This window comes from Pedobacter suwonensis, from assembly GCF_007833675.1.
GTDB classification, from domain to species: Bacteria; Bacteroidota; Bacteroidia; order Sphingobacteriales; family Sphingobacteriaceae; genus Pedobacter; species Pedobacter suwonensis.
Genome location: NZ_CP031708.1, coordinates 3,368,200 through 3,383,717 on the forward strand (window position 1 = coordinate 3,368,200; position 15,518 = coordinate 3,383,717).

Below are 15,518 nucleotides of genomic sequence, written 5' to 3' on the forward strand. Positions count from 1 at the left end.
GGGAAGGTTTTTGTACATGTTTTTTACTATATTAGGGTGTGATTGTTAGTACAACAACCATCCAAACAATCCTATTTTTTATATCTGTATTGAGATACTTTTGTGAAATACTCTTTCTACCAACATTTAATAGTGAGGTCGGCCGCTTTGCCAATAGCTACCAGTTTACAGCCAGAAGCTCTTATACAAATGTGGAAAAATCCTTTTATACGGGAGAGCATCTATCTGGCCAGTAAATCTCTTTATAACGACCTGGATAACCTTTTCAGTGCTACTGAAAAAATCGACGGCTTAAAGAAAGAAAACCTGATCAGAAGTTTTTATAAATATCTTGCGCGTATGAGCAACCGTGCTACTCCTTTCGGCTTGTTTGCCGGTTGCTCGGCATTGCAATGGGGTACATCACTGCAAATGGTGTTAATTGAAGGCTTTAAAAGAAGTATAACCCTGGATGCCGCTGTTAACGAACAGTTGGCAGAACTTGGCGAAATACATGATCCGGCAGCCGCTTATGGGCTGAATAACACAATTTACCTACAGGGCAAACAATATAAATTTATTGTATGTCAGTTGGTTGACGGAGAACGTTTGTATGAAATTGTTGGCCTGGCCTATAATGAGGTTATTGCCCGTTTGGTTAACCGTATGCAGGGAAATGCTTATACCTGTAAGGAGATGAGCGCATTACTTGGCGATTTTGATCCCGATGAATCCATGGCTTTTATCAACCAGCTTATCCAGATTCAATTTTTGACCTATACCGGCAAGCCAAGTATCGGATTGCGTTTCCCGGATTATCTGCCACAGCCCTGGCCAAAAGCCCTACAGCCTGAATTACATTTAATAACAACCATATTGGAAAGAACAGCTGATCGATATGGTGTAAGCGAAACTATGATTAAGGATTATCAGGAGATTGAGATTAGTCTTAAAAAGCTATTGGGTTATACCCCGGCCAACTGTATCCATGTAACTAAAGTAAATTATTTACAGAAGGCTACTGTTCAGAACAGCTTACAAGGTAAACTTTTACGAGGGATAAAACTTCTTCATAATTTAACTGATTTTGCCCCACAGAAAAGGCTCAAACAATTTCAGACACAGTTTCTGCAGCGGTACCAGGGCCGTAGTGTATCGTTGCTGGAAGCCTTCGATCCAGACAGCGGACTGGAATATGGCCAATGGCACAATAAGGAAACCTTATTTACCGAAGGTTTAAATGCTGGTTTAATCAGGCCGGTAGAGCAGATGCCCTATACCGAAAATAATTTAAAACTGCTCAAGGTGCTAACCTCGGCCAATGTAGGTGGCGATTATACCTTTATCCTGCCGGAAGATTTTGTGCCTGAGAAGCCTTTAACCAATCTGCCGCAAAATTTGGCAGCTGTTTTCCAGCTTTTTGATCAGGAGCAACTTTTTCTTGAAATGGTTGCGGGTACTGGCAGCCTGGGCCTTTTGGCAAGGTTTGCTGACGCCGATGATGACATTAAACAATTGGCTGCAGCCATGGCTGCGAAAGAAAGCCTTACTAATCCTGATGCCATTTATGCAGAAATTATTCACCTGCCTGAAGAACGTTCTGCTAATGTAATGTCGCATCCACAATTTTGGTCACACGAGTTAGCCTATATTAACCAGGCAGGAGGAAAGCAGGTAATCAACCTTGACGAAATTGAGGTAAAACTGCAGAACGGCCTCTTTAAACTCTTCTCTAAAAAGGAAAAAAAGGAAATTATCCCAAAGTTGAGCAGTGCTTATAACTATAACCGCTCACAACATCCCATATATACTTTTTTATGTGATATTCAGCACCAAAATGGTCCAAATGGCCTGAGTTTTAATTGGGGGCGTTTGGCCGGAGATTTTGTTTTTTTTCCACGCATAGAAACTTCTTTCGGTGTCATTTTGCACCGGGCTACCTGGAAATTTTCTGCAGCTGATCTTAAAGCCATTACCAAAAAAACAAATAACGAAAGCAGCCGATCGGAAGCTTTTAAACAGTTCAGGTTGGAATGGAAGATACCGGACAAATTTTTTGTGGTAAATGGCGACAATGAATTATTAATTGATGTAGAAAATGCATTATCAGTTGATGTTTTGCTGAAGGAAGCTGCAAAAACTGTTGATCATCTGGTGCTTAAAGAGTGTTTGCACAGCCAGATGGAACCTGTATTGCAGAACGAGTCAGGCCAACGCTATGCACACCAGTTTGTTGCACCCCTTTTCGCCATCATGGAGGCAAAAAAGGCCAGCTACCCGTTAAACCAAAGTACAATAACCCGACATTATTTTCCGGGGAGCGAATGGCTTTATGTTAAGATATTCTTAAACGAAAATACTGCTCAGCAGGTTTTGATTGCCCTATATAAGCTTCTCGATAAAAACAAAGGTATAATTGATTATAAAAAATGGTTTTTCATCCGTTATTACGAATTTGGCCACCATATACGTTTACGGATATTGCTGCATAGTGCGGATGATTTTCAGCAGACTTATTTTCTGGTTAAAAAAGTACTTGATCCCTTCATCCTGCATCAGCAGATCAGCAATATCCAACTGGATACATATGAACGTGAAATTGAACGCTATGGGGCCGAACAGATTGAGTTGGCTGAAAGCCTTTTTGATGTGGACAGCAGGTTCTGTTCCTATATTTTTTTACTGTTCGAGAATAACAACTATACTGAGCAGGGCTGGCTGGTTATTTTTTGGGTGATGAAAGAATACCTATCACGCAAAAGCGAAGATGCAGCTATACAATTAAAGTTTGCTGAAACTCAACTGGCCTTTTTTTTAAAGGAAATGGATAGTAAGCTGATTAAAATACAGATAGATCAGCTATTTAGAAAATATGGCGCCATCTTACCTAAGCTGGTAGAGGAGTACGAAGCATTATTGAACAACAGGCGCGAAGAAATAGAAGTGCTGCTGGAGGGGAAACATGTGGATTGGAACGATAGTTTTTTAGCAGGTGTGATCCACATGCTTATAAACCGCTACTTTGTAAACCAGCAAAGGCTGCATGAGTGTCTTTTATACGGAATAATGGTTAAACAACTAAAATCTGGTTTGGCCAGGGCCAGCCATTGATTATTTGTATAGTGTTTTATTCAGCATGTAGAAAAAACTATCGCGGTAGGTAACCCCGATAGGCACTTTCTCAGTAATGTTATCAAACAGGATCATATTCCCGTCAATTGATTTGATTTTTTTGATCGCTATGATATATGATTTATGGGTTCTGATAAATTCTCCCTCAGGCAAGCCATCCGATAGCGATTTCATGCTCACCAGCGATACATGGCGTTGTGTATCAGTAAACACCGAGCAATAATTTTTTAAGCCTTCGATATAAACAATGTCCTCAAAATTGATCCTCACAATTTTGCCGCGGTCGGTTTTTAAATAAAAAGCTTCCGTTTTGGTGCTAAGCTGCTTATTATCCTGGTCTTTTTTTAAAGAATGCAGCATCATTTTATCCAGTACCTTTTGAGTGGCACTTAAAAAACGATCAAAAGAATACGGCTTTAAAAGATAATCCAAAACATTGTTTTCGAAACCGGCAACAGCAAATTCACTATAGGCCGAAGTAATGATTACTTCGATACCAGGCGGCAGCATTTTGATCAGGTCAATGCCTGAAAGTTCGGGCATATTGATATCCAAAAAGACCAGATCAACATGGTTTCCCCTTATTTCAACCAATGCCTCTATTGGATTGGTGAACACACCTGCCAAATTGAGGAATGGAACCTTATTTACAAAATCTTTTAAAATATTGTGTGCATAAGGTTCATCATCTATAATAATGCAGTTAAGTTGTTTCATAGCTTTTTAGCGGAAATTTTAATTTACACTCGTAGGTCTGTTCGGTTTCGGAAATGGTAAGCGAATGGTTATCAGGGTATAATTCATTTAGTTTTTGTTTCACATATTCAATACCTATTTTGTTTGAATGTACCTTTTTATTATTGTTTTTATAGTTAAAAGAATAAAAAAGAAGCTCGTTATCAATTACTTCAATACTTAAAATGGCTGTCTTTGCAGGATCTTTGATTATGCCATGTTTAAAGATATTTTCGACCAATGTAATGAGGATAAGTGAAATTACCTTTTTATCTTTCGTATTTTGCTCAAGCCTGTACTCCATAGAAAGTGATTCATTTCTTTCATCATGAATCCTGATAAAATCGTGGATATAATTCAGTTCGCTTTCCAGTGTACTATAGCCCCCTTCGCTACCGGTTAAGGCATGTCGCATGATATTGGAGAGCATCAGTATTGATTTACCTACATCGGGCATTGCTTTATAGGTTTTAGAATGTAAAAAGCCCAAAGTATTGAATACAAAATGTGGATTGATCTGCGATTTGATGAGGTTAAGTTCGGCCTGGAGCGCATTTTTTTTCAAACGTTCCTGTTCCTGCAACATATTCATCCTTTCCAGGTTATAACGGTAAACCTCCTTATCACGTTTGGCGGCAAGCTGTGCAAAACTGAAACCCATGGCGATAATGTAAAAATAAAGCCAGCGCATCACCAGCGCTGTAATCTGGTAACGGGTGAGGTAAATCTCCAGGTTTTTATCATATAGAAAAACCTCTACCGAAATCTTCATCACGGCAGATACGGCAAGTGTAAACAGGGTAATTAATGTGATGCCTAAAACCTTTGCCATCAGTGAACGCTTCTGTTCTTTTATAAACATAAAGCCCAGCCATGTGGCATAAAATACAGCAATGTTAATGGCAAATGATAATACGGTAAATAGCGGACGGAGATCAAGCCCGGCAAAATAACTGATCAGAACTTCGTAAAGAATATATGCCGCCCATACGATGATATGGATGCCGATGTTTTTTCTATCCATTTAATTTAGTTTGTCTGCCTTAGGAATGAAATTTCACTTGTCCTTTTATAGCCACTCATTCGTCATTCAAAACCGCTCATTGGTACAAATTATTTTGAAGCCTTTCTAACAAACTCCAAATTTATATCAATAACAAACCATAAAGCTATGAAAAATCAAATTAAAGTTTCACTACCGCAAATCGAAGTTAAACAAATTCAGATTCTTAACCGCAGTACGTCTGCAAAAACAATGGTTTTAAATCAGCGCGGAAGTTATTTTCCAACAGAAACACTGGTAACAACATTAACTGGTATTTAATTATGAAAGCAACACTACTGAAAAAGCTTGGCCTGGAAAATTCGGCAACTGTGTTATCTGATGAATTAAGCGACATGATCGGCGGTGGTCAGTCAGAAGATGATATTCGCTTAAGCCTCAACCTTCCTTTCGAAGCAAAGTTATCGGGCTACGCCTTAATGCATGTTGCCCAGCGTAACCAGTACCATAAGCGGGTAAGCCAGGAAGACAGCCTGATATAAAACTGTAAATGCTGATCAATAGCAATATGACAGTAAAAAAATACAGTGTTGAACAAGGATATACTACATGCCTGAAAAGCAATCTACCTATGAAAAACGCTCGGAATGGCTCTGTTGAAAGTGCTTATGGAGGATAGCCATCTACTGTCCTCCAAGGCATTTCCATCTCCACCTGGCTTTAATCATTAATCTCAATTTTAAACTATTGAACATGAAAAAACAGCCTAAAATCAAACTTTCTTTAGCTAAGGAAACCATTGCTAAACTGAATGAGGAACAAATGGAACTCATTGCCGGTGGACAGGGATTGCCATTAAATGGACCCGTTACTGCAAAAACAGAAGTAGATGCCTTAGGAGACGTTGGCAACTGTGGGCCGCAAACCGTTCAGGTTTCCAAAACATGTCCGGCCACAACTTCCTGCCTGTGCGTGTGCGAATAATGCAAATATCTAACCCTACATCACCATGAAAAAACAGCTAAAAACAAAACTTACATTGAATAAAGAAACAGTAGCAAAGCTTAACGAAGAGCAGATGGAACTGGTAGCAGGAGGTCAGGCTGCCGGGGCCAATGCAACAGTAGTGATAGACATTGGGCTTGATACTGATACAGGTAAATGCGGCGGTAGCACAGGTCCTTCATGTCCCATCCATTCCAAAACCTGTCCACCTACCAGTACTTGTTGCTGCGCGATTTAATAGATACCTGCACTAAATCACTAGAAAAAAAGACAGCCTAAAAAGGGCTTATTGAGTACAGAGACCTCGCAAAACTAAATTAAGAGCAAATGAAGCTGATAGCTGGTTGACATGCCTGGACACTGATGCAACAATTCTACTGGATGTTCTTTCAGAAACTTCCTCAAGGAGCAAAGTCGTTGGTAAACAGACAGTAACGGTTTTCAAAAAACTGCCTTCAAATGAATCGGCTGTCAGTGATGCTAATAAAAAGCAAAATAACTTAATCAATCACCATAAAAAATCAAATCTTATGAAAAAACAACTCAAAACCAAACTATCCCTTAACAAGGAAACCGTTGCCAAACTCAATGAAGAGCAGATGGAACTAATTGCCGGTGGTCAGGCTGCTGCTGATGGCTCCACTTTCGTAGTGGGCCTGAGTTTGGAAGCCGAAGCTGCCGACGGCGGCAGCTGTGGTCAGAAATCAATTATTGCTTCAAAAACCTGTCCTGCAACCAGTACCTGCGAGTGTAGCTGTAAATAATTAATCATCAAAACATCATGATATGAAAAAGCAATTAAAAACCAAACTTTCTCTAAACAAAGAAACTGTAGCCAAATTAAATGAGGAACAAATGGAGCTGATTGGTGGCGGCCAGGCCGCTGCTCAGGGATCGACGGTGGTTATTGGCTTTGAAGCTGAAGCTTCGGTAGCTGATGACGGTGGCAGCTGTGGTAAGCAATCCATCATTGCCTCAAAGACATGTCCGGCAACCAGTACCTGTAAATGTAGCTGCTAAAAACAATTCATCAATTTATAAACAAAACCTTGGAAAAAATGAAAAAACAATTAAAAACAAAACTTTCCCTGAACAAGGAAACTGTTGCAAAACTCAATGAAGAGCAGATGGAACTGGTAGCTGGCGGCCAGGCTGCTGCTGCTGGCTCTACGGTGGTAATCGGTATTGAGCTAAGGGCTGAAGCAGCAGCAGTAGAGGGTGATAGCTGCGGCAGGCAATCCATTATTGCTTCAAAAACCTGCCCTGTAACCAGTACCTGTGGGTGTAGCTGTAAATAATTAATCATTAACTATAAAAACCTCAGAAAAAATGAAAAAGCAATTAAAAACCAAACTTGCGCTGAACAAGGAAACTGTTGCAAAATTGAACGAAGAACAAATGGAACTGGTAGCGGGCGGTCAGGCTGCTGCTGCAGGTTCTACAGTTGTAATTGATATTCCGATTCTTTCTGCTGCAGAGGCTGAAGGCGGAAGCTGCGGTAAGCAATCCATTATTGCTTCAAAAACCTGCCCTGTAACCAGTACCTGTGGGTGTAGTTGTAAATAATTAATTATAAAAACCTCAGAAAAATGAAAAAGCAATTAAAAACCAAACTTGCGCTGAACAAAGAAACTGTTGCAAAATTGAACGAAGAACAAATGGAACTGGTAGCCGGTGGTCAGGCTGCTGCTGAAGGTTCTACAGTTGTAATTGATATTCCGATTCTTTCTGCTGCAGAGGCTGAAGGCGGAAGCTGCGGTAAGCAATCCATTATTGCTTCAAAAACCTGTCCGGCTACAAGTACATGTAAATGTAGTTGCTAAATCAAGATACATTGCCGGTAAGTGCCGGCAATGTTTTACACCGCAGCAGATCTGAGTATGCTGCACAATACTAAAAGCCATGAAAACATATATCATATTCATACTCGTTTTTTTAAGTACAGCTGTCTTTGCCAGCCATGCGAAAGCAGAAAGCATTGTTGCAGACAGTGTGAACTTAAAATTTACCGGTAAGGTAATCGATTCTGCTTCTAAAGAACCGCTCATTTACGCACAGGTAGTAATTAATGATGGCCCTAAAATAATTGCACAGGTACTTACCGATACTTTGGGCAGGTTCGAAGCGAAGATAAAGCCAGGCACCTATAGGGTTAAGATATTTTATATGGGTAGCGAAAACCAAATTTTTAACCTCGTGGCTGCTGATAATCCAACGCATGCATTAAGTAAGGTTTTTAACGTAAAAATAAACACCGAACTGTTGAAAGAGGTTTCTGTATATGCCAGGCGCAAAGTAATTGAAAACACTGCCGAGAAGATCGTTTATCATGTAGACCGTGATCCGATGGCAAAAAACAGGTCGCTCAGCGAAGTGATCAAAAAAGTTCCGTTGGTTACCGTCGATTTTAAAGGCGTTCCTTCTTTAAAGGGCAGTGAAAAAGTGCAGGTTCAGGTTAACGGGCGCTCAGTTACCGACTATGCCATTCCGGTTGACCAAGCCCTTAAAATGATTCCAACGGCTAATGTAGAAAGCGTAGAAGTGATTACCAGCCCCGGAGCAAGCAGCGATGGCGAGAACCTGGCCGGTATCATCAACATTATAACCAAAAATACGCTTTCTTTGGGCGGAAATCTTACCGTGGGCGTAGAATCAACCATTGGTAAAAGTTATACCACCAAGCCTACCTTAAATTTTACGTATGGCGTGGGCAAGGTAAACTTCTCGCTCAACGGAAGTTATACCAATTTTAAAACACTGGGTTTTAGCAGCCAGCTTTATTCGAGAAGTAATTTCTTACAAACACAACAGGGAAATTTAGGTTACGAAGGCAATCCTATTTACTTAAATGGAGGACTGTTTTACGAAATCAGCAAAAACCAATCGCTTAATGCAGGTTTTACAGCTTCAAATTCGCCATACACTTTTAACCAGACCCTTCAAACCAATATCAATAATCAGGGAACAGTAAACATATTTAATCGCTTTTCCGACAATTCGGTTAAAGCCAACAGCTTATCAGCAAATCTTGATTATAAATTAAAATTTAATAAACCCGGAAAAGAATTTAACGTTGGTGCTTTGTTCACTGCAGGTAAACAGGACAACCTGAATAACAGCACCAACAATTATGTTTCAGGTAATGATATACCTTTTTTAAGAGAGTTAAGCATCAATAACAGCAATATCCGGACACTTATCCTACAGACTGATTATAAACTTCCTTTAGGTAAACATAAGCTGCAGGCGGGTATCAAGATTACTAACAGGCATTTCGATTCGCAGTATCAAAATGCGATGAGCAACCAGCTGAATGCGGAGCCATCCATTTCCGACGAATATGCATACAATCAGGGGGTTTATGCCGCATTTGGCCAGTTGCAGTTGATGTTACCCAAAAAGTGGACCATGATAGGTGGTATGCGTTACGAAAGGACGCAGAACGATGCCAGGTTTATATCTAACCATAGTAGCGTAAACCAGGGATTTAATAGCTTTTTGCCTACTTATGTCATCGGGAGAAACCTAAAAAACGGCATGATCAGCCTTACTTACAGCTATAAGATCTCGAGGCCGGGCATTTCATACCTTAACCCCTTCCAGAATTTTGTAAATGCCAATACCGTATCGCAGGGTAATCCCGATCTACAGGCAGAACATAAAAATGGCCTAAACCTTGCCTTTTCGCATAATGCGGGCAAAGTTTATCTCTATGTTGATGCAAGTGCCGATTTCTGGTCGGATTATATTTTGCGTGTAAATCAGTTTGTTAACAATGTGAACCAGATTACCTATAAAAACATTGGTTCATACAGGCAGTTTGGTACTTCTGCAAACTTGAACCTGAGCATTACCAAGGCACTTGGTTTAAATGTTGGTGGTACCTTAAATCTCATCTCAACCAACGATGCGGCCTTTAATGCCACCTACAATGAGAAATTAAACTTTAACGCCAGTTTTATCGGTACTTACAATTTTAAAGGTGGTTATAACCTGCAAGCCGAGTATTACCTCTACTCGAAAAACTATTTTTTCCAAAGCAGGGTAGCACAACCCAATACCTCGGCGGTAAGCTTTAACAAATCTTTTATGAAAGATAAGATCAACCTGAGTGTAGGGGTAATCAACCCATTGAACAATAAAATAGAGTACGATATGCTGAACATCAACGGCGGCCTTACTAACCAAAATATCCAAAGCGTTTATGGCAGGGGGCTAACTTTCGGTTTTAGCTACCAGTTTGGTAATGATAAAGTAAATAAAAAGAGCAAAAGCAATATTAAAGATAACGATACCAAAGAAGGAAGCACTAATCCGATTGGTTTTTAAATAACAGACGATGAAAAGGGACGCGCTTAACCAACAATACCAGTTCTTGCCTAACCTGATGCTTAGGTTTCCATCTTACCACAGCGAGGGCGAAATAACCAAAGAAATGATCAGGGAATTTATCAGGGATGATTTCTTTATGGAAGCCTTGTGGATCGCCTCTAGAGATCTGTATGAGGCAGTACTTCGTATTGATACGATCACCGATCCGAAAAAACTCGAAAAGATCGAAGTAGCCTTATCCAAATATATCAACCGTACCAAAAACCGGGCAACACCTTTTGGCCTGTTTGCCGGATGCGCACCCGTAACCTGGGCAATAGATACGAAGTTGGAACTGGGTGCCATCAATAAACACACCCGCCTGGATATGGGGGTACTCTGCACCATTTTCCGTTATCTGCTTAAGAATGAGCGCATCAAAAAATCTTTGAGTTACAGCGTAAACAAAACCCTTTATGATATCGATGGAAACTATAGGATGGTTGATTACAAAACCCTGGGCTACCGGAAATATACTGTATCGTCTGTTAGCGGATCTGAATATCTGGAGGGAATTATTAATTTCTGTAAAGAAACAAAACCCTACCCTGCCATTGCTGCCTTTATTGCAGAAGCCTTTGAGGTAGAGGTTGAAGAAGCCAGTTTATTTTTGGATGAACTGATTGATGGGCAGGTTTTATGGAGCGATCTGGAACCGAGGGTTAGTGGTCCTGATTTTCTCGACCAGATTATTGAAAGTCTGGCGGATGTATTAACAGCAGATGTAGATCACGATGATGCCCTAACCTATCTTTTGGCCTTCAAAAAAATTAAGTCAGTTTTGGCGGATACCGGAAGTATTATCCACAAAAAGGAAGAAATATCGGGCATACTACATCAGCTGAACATTGAGTTTAATAGCGAAAGTATGTTTCAGGTTGATCTTTACAAAGACGGTTCGGAACAAACGTTAAGTAATAGCTATGCTGATAAATTGATTGAGGCCGTCCAATTTCTGAGCCAGCTTACGCCAAAACATAACAATAAAGACTTGCAAGCCTTTAAAAACCGTTTTGCCGACCGTTATGATGAACAGGAAATCCCTCTTTTACAGGCTCTGGATCCCGAATCGGGCCTGGGCTACGCAGCCAATACACACCTGGCGGGCGAGGCGCCATTGGTACACCGCATGGTTTTCTCATCAGGCGCCACCAGTGAGATCAGGGAGACCCAATACACAGAATTTAGCAAATGGTTGATCGGTTATTTAACCAGCAACCCTTTAAGTAAAGAAATCTGCCTTGATCAGCATGATCTGGGTAACCTCAATATCAACCCTAGTGATTTGCCTCCAAGCTTCTCTATCATTTTCAGGCTCAACGGGGGCGAAGAAGACCAGATTTATCTGGAGCATTGCGGCTGGCCAACCGGTGCCTGTATGATCGGGAGGTTTGGCTATGGCGATCAGAAATTTGAACAGATCCTGCAGGATATCAATACGGTAGAAAATGCTTATTACGAAGGCGCGGTAGTGGCCGAAGTGGCGCATCTTCCTGAAGACCGCCACGGTAATATTGCCTCAAGGCCAAAATTCAGGAATTATCAGATCCCTGTACTGGCCGGAAGTGGATCGGATGAAAGCGAGATCAGCCTTAACGATCTCATGGTTTCAGTGCGCAACGGGCAGCTTTATTTAAGGAGCAAGCGGCTAAACAAAGCCGTGATACCGCGTTTGAGCAATGCCCATAATTACGGCATGAATGCCTTGCCCGTGTATCATTTCCTTGGAGATTTACAAGGTGACGACCATAAATACTGGCTGGGCTTAAACTTAGAGGTGTTGCCAAAATTGGGTATTTGTAAGATCCCAAGGATCAAATACAAGGAAGTGATCCTCTCGTTAGCGTCCTGGTACCTTCAGGCAGAAGATATTAAAGAGATTTTAACTGTAAATGCTCCTGATCATGATAAAAAGGTTAAACAATTCTTTGAGAAATGGGAACTGCCCCGGGTTTTCATCTTTGCTGATGAGGATAATGAGCTTTTGGTTCACCAGGAAAATCGTATAGAAGTGCTGGCCTGGCTATCAGCCTGCAAAAAGCGAAGCCAAATCGTCTTAAAAGAATATCTGCCGGTGAGTAACACCTTGTTAAAAGATGCAGATGCAAAGGCGGTTAATAATCAGTTTGTTGCCCTGTTAACCAGAAAAGATGATAAAAAAAGACCAAAGCCCGTATTTAATGCAAACCACCAGAATGATCAAGAAGTGAAAAGACAGTATTTTCCGGGAGAGGAGTGGCTTTACGTCAAAATTTATAGCGGCATAAAAACGGCCGATCAACTGATTGGCAATGAATTGCTTGATCTGGCAAAGCAATTGGTAAATACCCGATTGATAGACCAATGGTTCTTCATCAGGTATGCAGATCCCGAGCCACATTTAAGGTTCAGGGTGCATGTAACCGCGCTGGATGGATTAGGAACCGTAATGCGCGAGATCAATAAAGCTTTTGAGAAACTATCTGAAACTGGTTTGATATGGAAAATGCAGTTTGATACCTACGAACGCGAAATAGAACGTTATACTGCTGGTGGAATTGCTTTGAGCGAACAGTTGTTCTATTATGATAGTTTAGCCGTATCAAGCTTTCTATCCCGACGCGATATGGTAGAGAACTTTGAGCAGTTGCGCTGGCTATGGGGCATCCGATCAATCGACAGCCTGCTTAACGATTTTGAGTTTTCGCTTGCCGATAAGCTAAAAGTGATGGAAATACTTTCCGCTTCTTTTCATCAGGAATTTAATTCGGATGCTTTGCTAATCAAACAGCTATCGCAAAAATATAGGTTCAGCAAAGAACTGATCGCCAAACACCTTGATGCAGGCAACGATTTTTCAGGATCAGACCTCTTACAGTACCGCAGTTTCGAAATCATTCCACTGGCACGGACCATTAGGGAGAAAATAGCGGATGGATCTATCAACCAGGATTTAAATAGCTTGTTGATCAGCTACATCCACATGAATATGAACCGCCTGTTCAAAACCAAGCACCGTGTACATGAGCTGGTGGTATACGACTTTCTTTTAATGTATTATAAATCAACTTTTCATCGTCAAAAAACCGGAATATGAACACTTTAGAAGTAGAAACCACCATCAATACCCGTATAAGAGTGGTATATGAGCAGATTAAACACCTACTGCACCATCAGGAAAATCAGGCCGATTTTATTACCAACGGTAACTTATTTAATGGCTACGCAGGGATCGTTTATTATTATTTCAGTCTGTTGAAAGTTTTCCCTGAAGGCGAAACCAACGCTTACATGGCGCTCGAAAAGCTGATCGAATCATACAATTCGCAGGAAAATATGGCCAGTAAATACATGACTTTCTGCAGTGGCTTATCTGGCTTTTATTTCCTGATCCAAAAACTGGTCGAACAGGAATATCTTGATGAACTGTTCCTTGAAGATGTGTTGCCTATCAATGAACTTATTTTTGAAGATACCCAGCGTTTGCTCAAAGACGAAAACACCGATTTTCTACATGGTGCAAGCGGACAGATGCTGTATCTTTTAAACTGCAAAAACGATCCTAACCGCGAAACATATCTCAATATTCTTGTGGATGAGCTCCTTAAATTTGCCATCATTGACGAAAAAGGAATGCGTTTTCCAAATAGCACAGTAAAAGAATTTCAGAATACAGATAATATCAATATGAGCCTTTCGCATGGGAATGCCGGCATTTTATTGGTGCTGTTGAATATTTTCAATGGAGGCATTGCAAAGGAAAAGCTGGAAAAAGCGATTAAACAGGGACTGGATTACTTTATCCACTACTACCATCCACGTAGCTCGGCTAACTTTTCGGCCTTCCCGCTCTTAGTTAACGAAGCCATGAACACACAGGAACTGCTTGATGGCGAGTTTTATGCCGAAAACTACAGTTGGTGTTATGGAGATTTGGCGGTAACCTGGCTATTGTACCAAAGCAGCATTGCGTTTGACGAGGTTGGCTACCGCGATCTTGCCGATGAGGTAGGCAAGGCAATGGCGCAAAGCATGATCAACGTACCACAATCAGGTATTAAGATCAACTCACATTTCTGTCATGGTACCTCGGGAATTGCCCTCTTTTTAAACCGTCTTTACCATTTCTCGGGCCTTCCGGTTTATAAGGAAGCTGCACAGATCTGGTTGGAAAGCACCCTGGATCACCTGGAAAATGACCTTAGCAAACCTGAGTTTATGAACAGGGAAGGTGCATTTGGCCTGTTGGAGGGTATAAGTGGGGCCATGTTTGTATTGACAGCTGCCGAACATGAAGATATTGCAGCAAACTGGACCGATATGTTTCTTTTATCTTAAATTTTAAAGATTATGGGTATCAACAAAATTGGATTGATGGATTTTGGTACAAGATCCAAAAAGATAGATAGCCTTTCGATCATCGAAAGTGTTATCGAAGATGCGGCTCTGGCCGAAAAACTGGGTTTTCACCGCCTGTGGTATGGAGAACATTTTATTACTTCGGCCAACTCGCCATGGTTTAGCCCCGATATGCTGCTGCCCCTTATTTGCGGAAATACCAATACCATCCGTGTAGGCATTGCAGGTGTGCTGGCAGGATATACCTCACCAATCAGAACCGCTTCGAGCTATAAAATGCTTAATAACCTGTTTAATAACCGTATCGATTTGGGTTTTGCCAAAGGTACACCAGGGGGGAATTTTTTACCTTTTTTTAGTCAGCCTAAAATTGCCAGTCACGAAGAAGGGATACTGTATATCCAGAGTCAGATAGCAGCGATCAGCAGCTTGTTGCATGATGAGGACGAGCATGTTAAAAATGGTGTTATTCTGGCTCCCTATAGAGGCTCAGTTCCTTCACTGTGGAACCTCGGCGGTTCGCCTCACAGTTATCAGGCCAGCTTAAGCAACCAGCTCAACTGCTCCAGAACCCTTTTTCACAAAGGGGTAAACCTAGAACTGGGCCTCGACAATCTTAAAGCCTATCGGGAAGATTTCTATAAACAATTTGGCCGTTTACCTGAAGTGAATATTGCCCTTGCAGGTTTTACCAGTCCGAATAAGAGCAAAAGGGAGGAAGTAATAGCGCTTTCCGAAGCGGAATTTGACTTTGTAGAACCTAAAACAAGACTTTGCTGCGAACCACAGGAACTGTTCGATAAAATGTCGGCCTATGCGGAGATGTATGATGCAGATGAGGTTATATTTTTCGACATTGCCCGCGACCCAGATTACCGAAGAGAAAGCATGGCCTGGATGAGCGAAGTATTCGGTATGAAAAATAGACAACAATTAGTAGCCTAATTTAAAAATC

At 41.0% G+C, this 15,518-nt stretch carries 16 protein-coding genes; 14 read left to right on the forward strand and 2 right to left on the reverse strand.

Going from position 1 to position 15,518, the window contains the following annotated elements; all coding sequences use genetic code 11:
• Positions 1–189 precede the first annotated feature (189 nt).
• Positions 190–3,090, forward strand: coding sequence for a lantibiotic dehydratase (locus DV942_RS13875; protein ID WP_145858398.1), 2,901 nt, complete (start codon positions 190–192; stop codon positions 3,088–3,090).
• On the opposite strand, the gene DV942_RS13880 is transcribed toward DV942_RS13875, so the two are convergent.
• Together DV942_RS13880 and DV942_RS13885 are read right to left on the reverse strand one after the other, a co-directional pair.
• Entirely contained in the window at positions 3,091–3,828 is a 738-nt protein-coding gene (locus DV942_RS13880; RefSeq protein ID WP_090981156.1) for a LytR/AlgR family response regulator transcription factor, read from the reverse strand.
• Positions 3,815–4,870, reverse strand: coding sequence for a sensor histidine kinase (locus DV942_RS13885; RefSeq protein WP_145858400.1), 1,056 nt, complete (start codon positions 4,868–4,870; stop codon positions 3,815–3,817). The genes DV942_RS13880 and DV942_RS13885 overlap by 14 nt, the downstream gene beginning before the upstream one ends.
• A 147-nt stretch (positions 4,871–5,017) precedes the next feature.
• Here DV942_RS13885 and DV942_RS23505 point away from each other — a divergent pair, with 147 nt between their 5' ends.
• From DV942_RS23505 to DV942_RS13945, 13 genes are all read left to right on the forward strand, one after another.
• A complete protein-coding gene (locus DV942_RS23505) occupies positions 5,018–5,170 on the forward strand; it encodes a hypothetical protein (RefSeq protein ID WP_159435201.1) in 153 nt (50 codons plus the stop codon).
• Between the two features lie 2 nt (positions 5,171–5,172).
• A complete protein-coding gene (locus DV942_RS13890) occupies positions 5,173–5,391 on the forward strand; it encodes a hypothetical protein (RefSeq protein WP_090981152.1) in 219 nt (72 codons plus the stop codon).
• A 211-nt stretch (positions 5,392–5,602) separates the two neighbouring features.
• On the forward strand, positions 5,603–5,833 hold the full coding sequence (locus tag DV942_RS13895; RefSeq protein WP_145858402.1) for a class I lanthipeptide: 231 nt from the start codon (positions 5,603–5,605) through the stop codon (positions 5,831–5,833).
• A gap of 25 nt (positions 5,834–5,858) precedes the next feature.
• Positions 5,859–6,092 (forward strand): class I lanthipeptide, encoded by a 234-nt coding sequence (locus DV942_RS13900; RefSeq protein WP_090981146.1) that lies wholly within the window; start codon positions 5,859–5,861, stop codon positions 6,090–6,092.
• 292 nt (positions 6,093–6,384) lie between these two features.
• A complete protein-coding gene (locus tag DV942_RS13905) occupies positions 6,385–6,618 on the forward strand; it encodes a class I lanthipeptide (protein ID WP_134204482.1) in 234 nt (77 codons plus the stop codon).
• Positions 6,619–6,640: 22 nt separating this feature from the next.
• Positions 6,641–6,874 carry a class I lanthipeptide gene (locus tag DV942_RS13910; protein ID WP_145858404.1) on the forward strand — a complete coding sequence of 78 codons (234 nt, stop codon included), beginning with the start codon at positions 6,641–6,643 and terminating at the stop codon, positions 6,872–6,874.
• A 38-nt stretch (positions 6,875–6,912) separates the two neighbouring features.
• Entirely contained in the window at positions 6,913–7,152 is a 240-nt protein-coding gene (locus DV942_RS13915) for a class I lanthipeptide (RefSeq protein ID WP_090981141.1), read from the forward strand.
• A gap of 31 nt (positions 7,153–7,183) precedes the next feature.
• Positions 7,184–7,420 (forward strand): class I lanthipeptide, encoded by a 237-nt coding sequence (locus DV942_RS13920; protein ID WP_090981140.1) that lies wholly within the window; start codon positions 7,184–7,186, stop codon positions 7,418–7,420.
• A gap of 23 nt (positions 7,421–7,443) precedes the next feature.
• Positions 7,444–7,677, forward strand: a complete 234-nt coding sequence (locus tag DV942_RS13925) for a class I lanthipeptide (protein ID WP_090981138.1) — start codon at positions 7,444–7,446, stop codon at positions 7,675–7,677.
• A 79-nt stretch (positions 7,678–7,756) separates the two neighbouring features.
• The gene (locus DV942_RS13930) at positions 7,757–10,183 is read left to right on the forward strand and encodes a TonB-dependent receptor domain-containing protein (protein WP_145858408.1); all 2,427 of its coding nucleotides are present in this window, start codon (positions 7,757–7,759) and stop codon (positions 10,181–10,183) included.
• A gap of 10 nt (positions 10,184–10,193) precedes the next feature.
• Positions 10,194–13,301: a lantibiotic dehydratase gene (locus DV942_RS13935; protein WP_145858410.1), complete on the forward strand. Its 3,108-nt coding sequence runs from the start codon at positions 10,194–10,196 to the stop codon at positions 13,299–13,301.
• The gene (locus DV942_RS13940; RefSeq protein WP_145858413.1) at positions 13,298–14,542 is read left to right on the forward strand and encodes a lanthionine synthetase LanC family protein; all 1,245 of its coding nucleotides are present in this window, start codon (positions 13,298–13,300) and stop codon (positions 14,540–14,542) included. Before DV942_RS13935 ends, DV942_RS13940 begins: the two co-directional genes overlap by 4 nt.
• Positions 14,543–14,554: 12 nt before the next feature.
• Complete coding sequence (locus DV942_RS13945; RefSeq protein WP_145858415.1) at positions 14,555–15,508, forward strand: LLM class flavin-dependent oxidoreductase; 954 nt, start codon at positions 14,555–14,557, stop codon at positions 15,506–15,508.
• Positions 15,509–15,518: the final 10 nt, after the last annotated feature.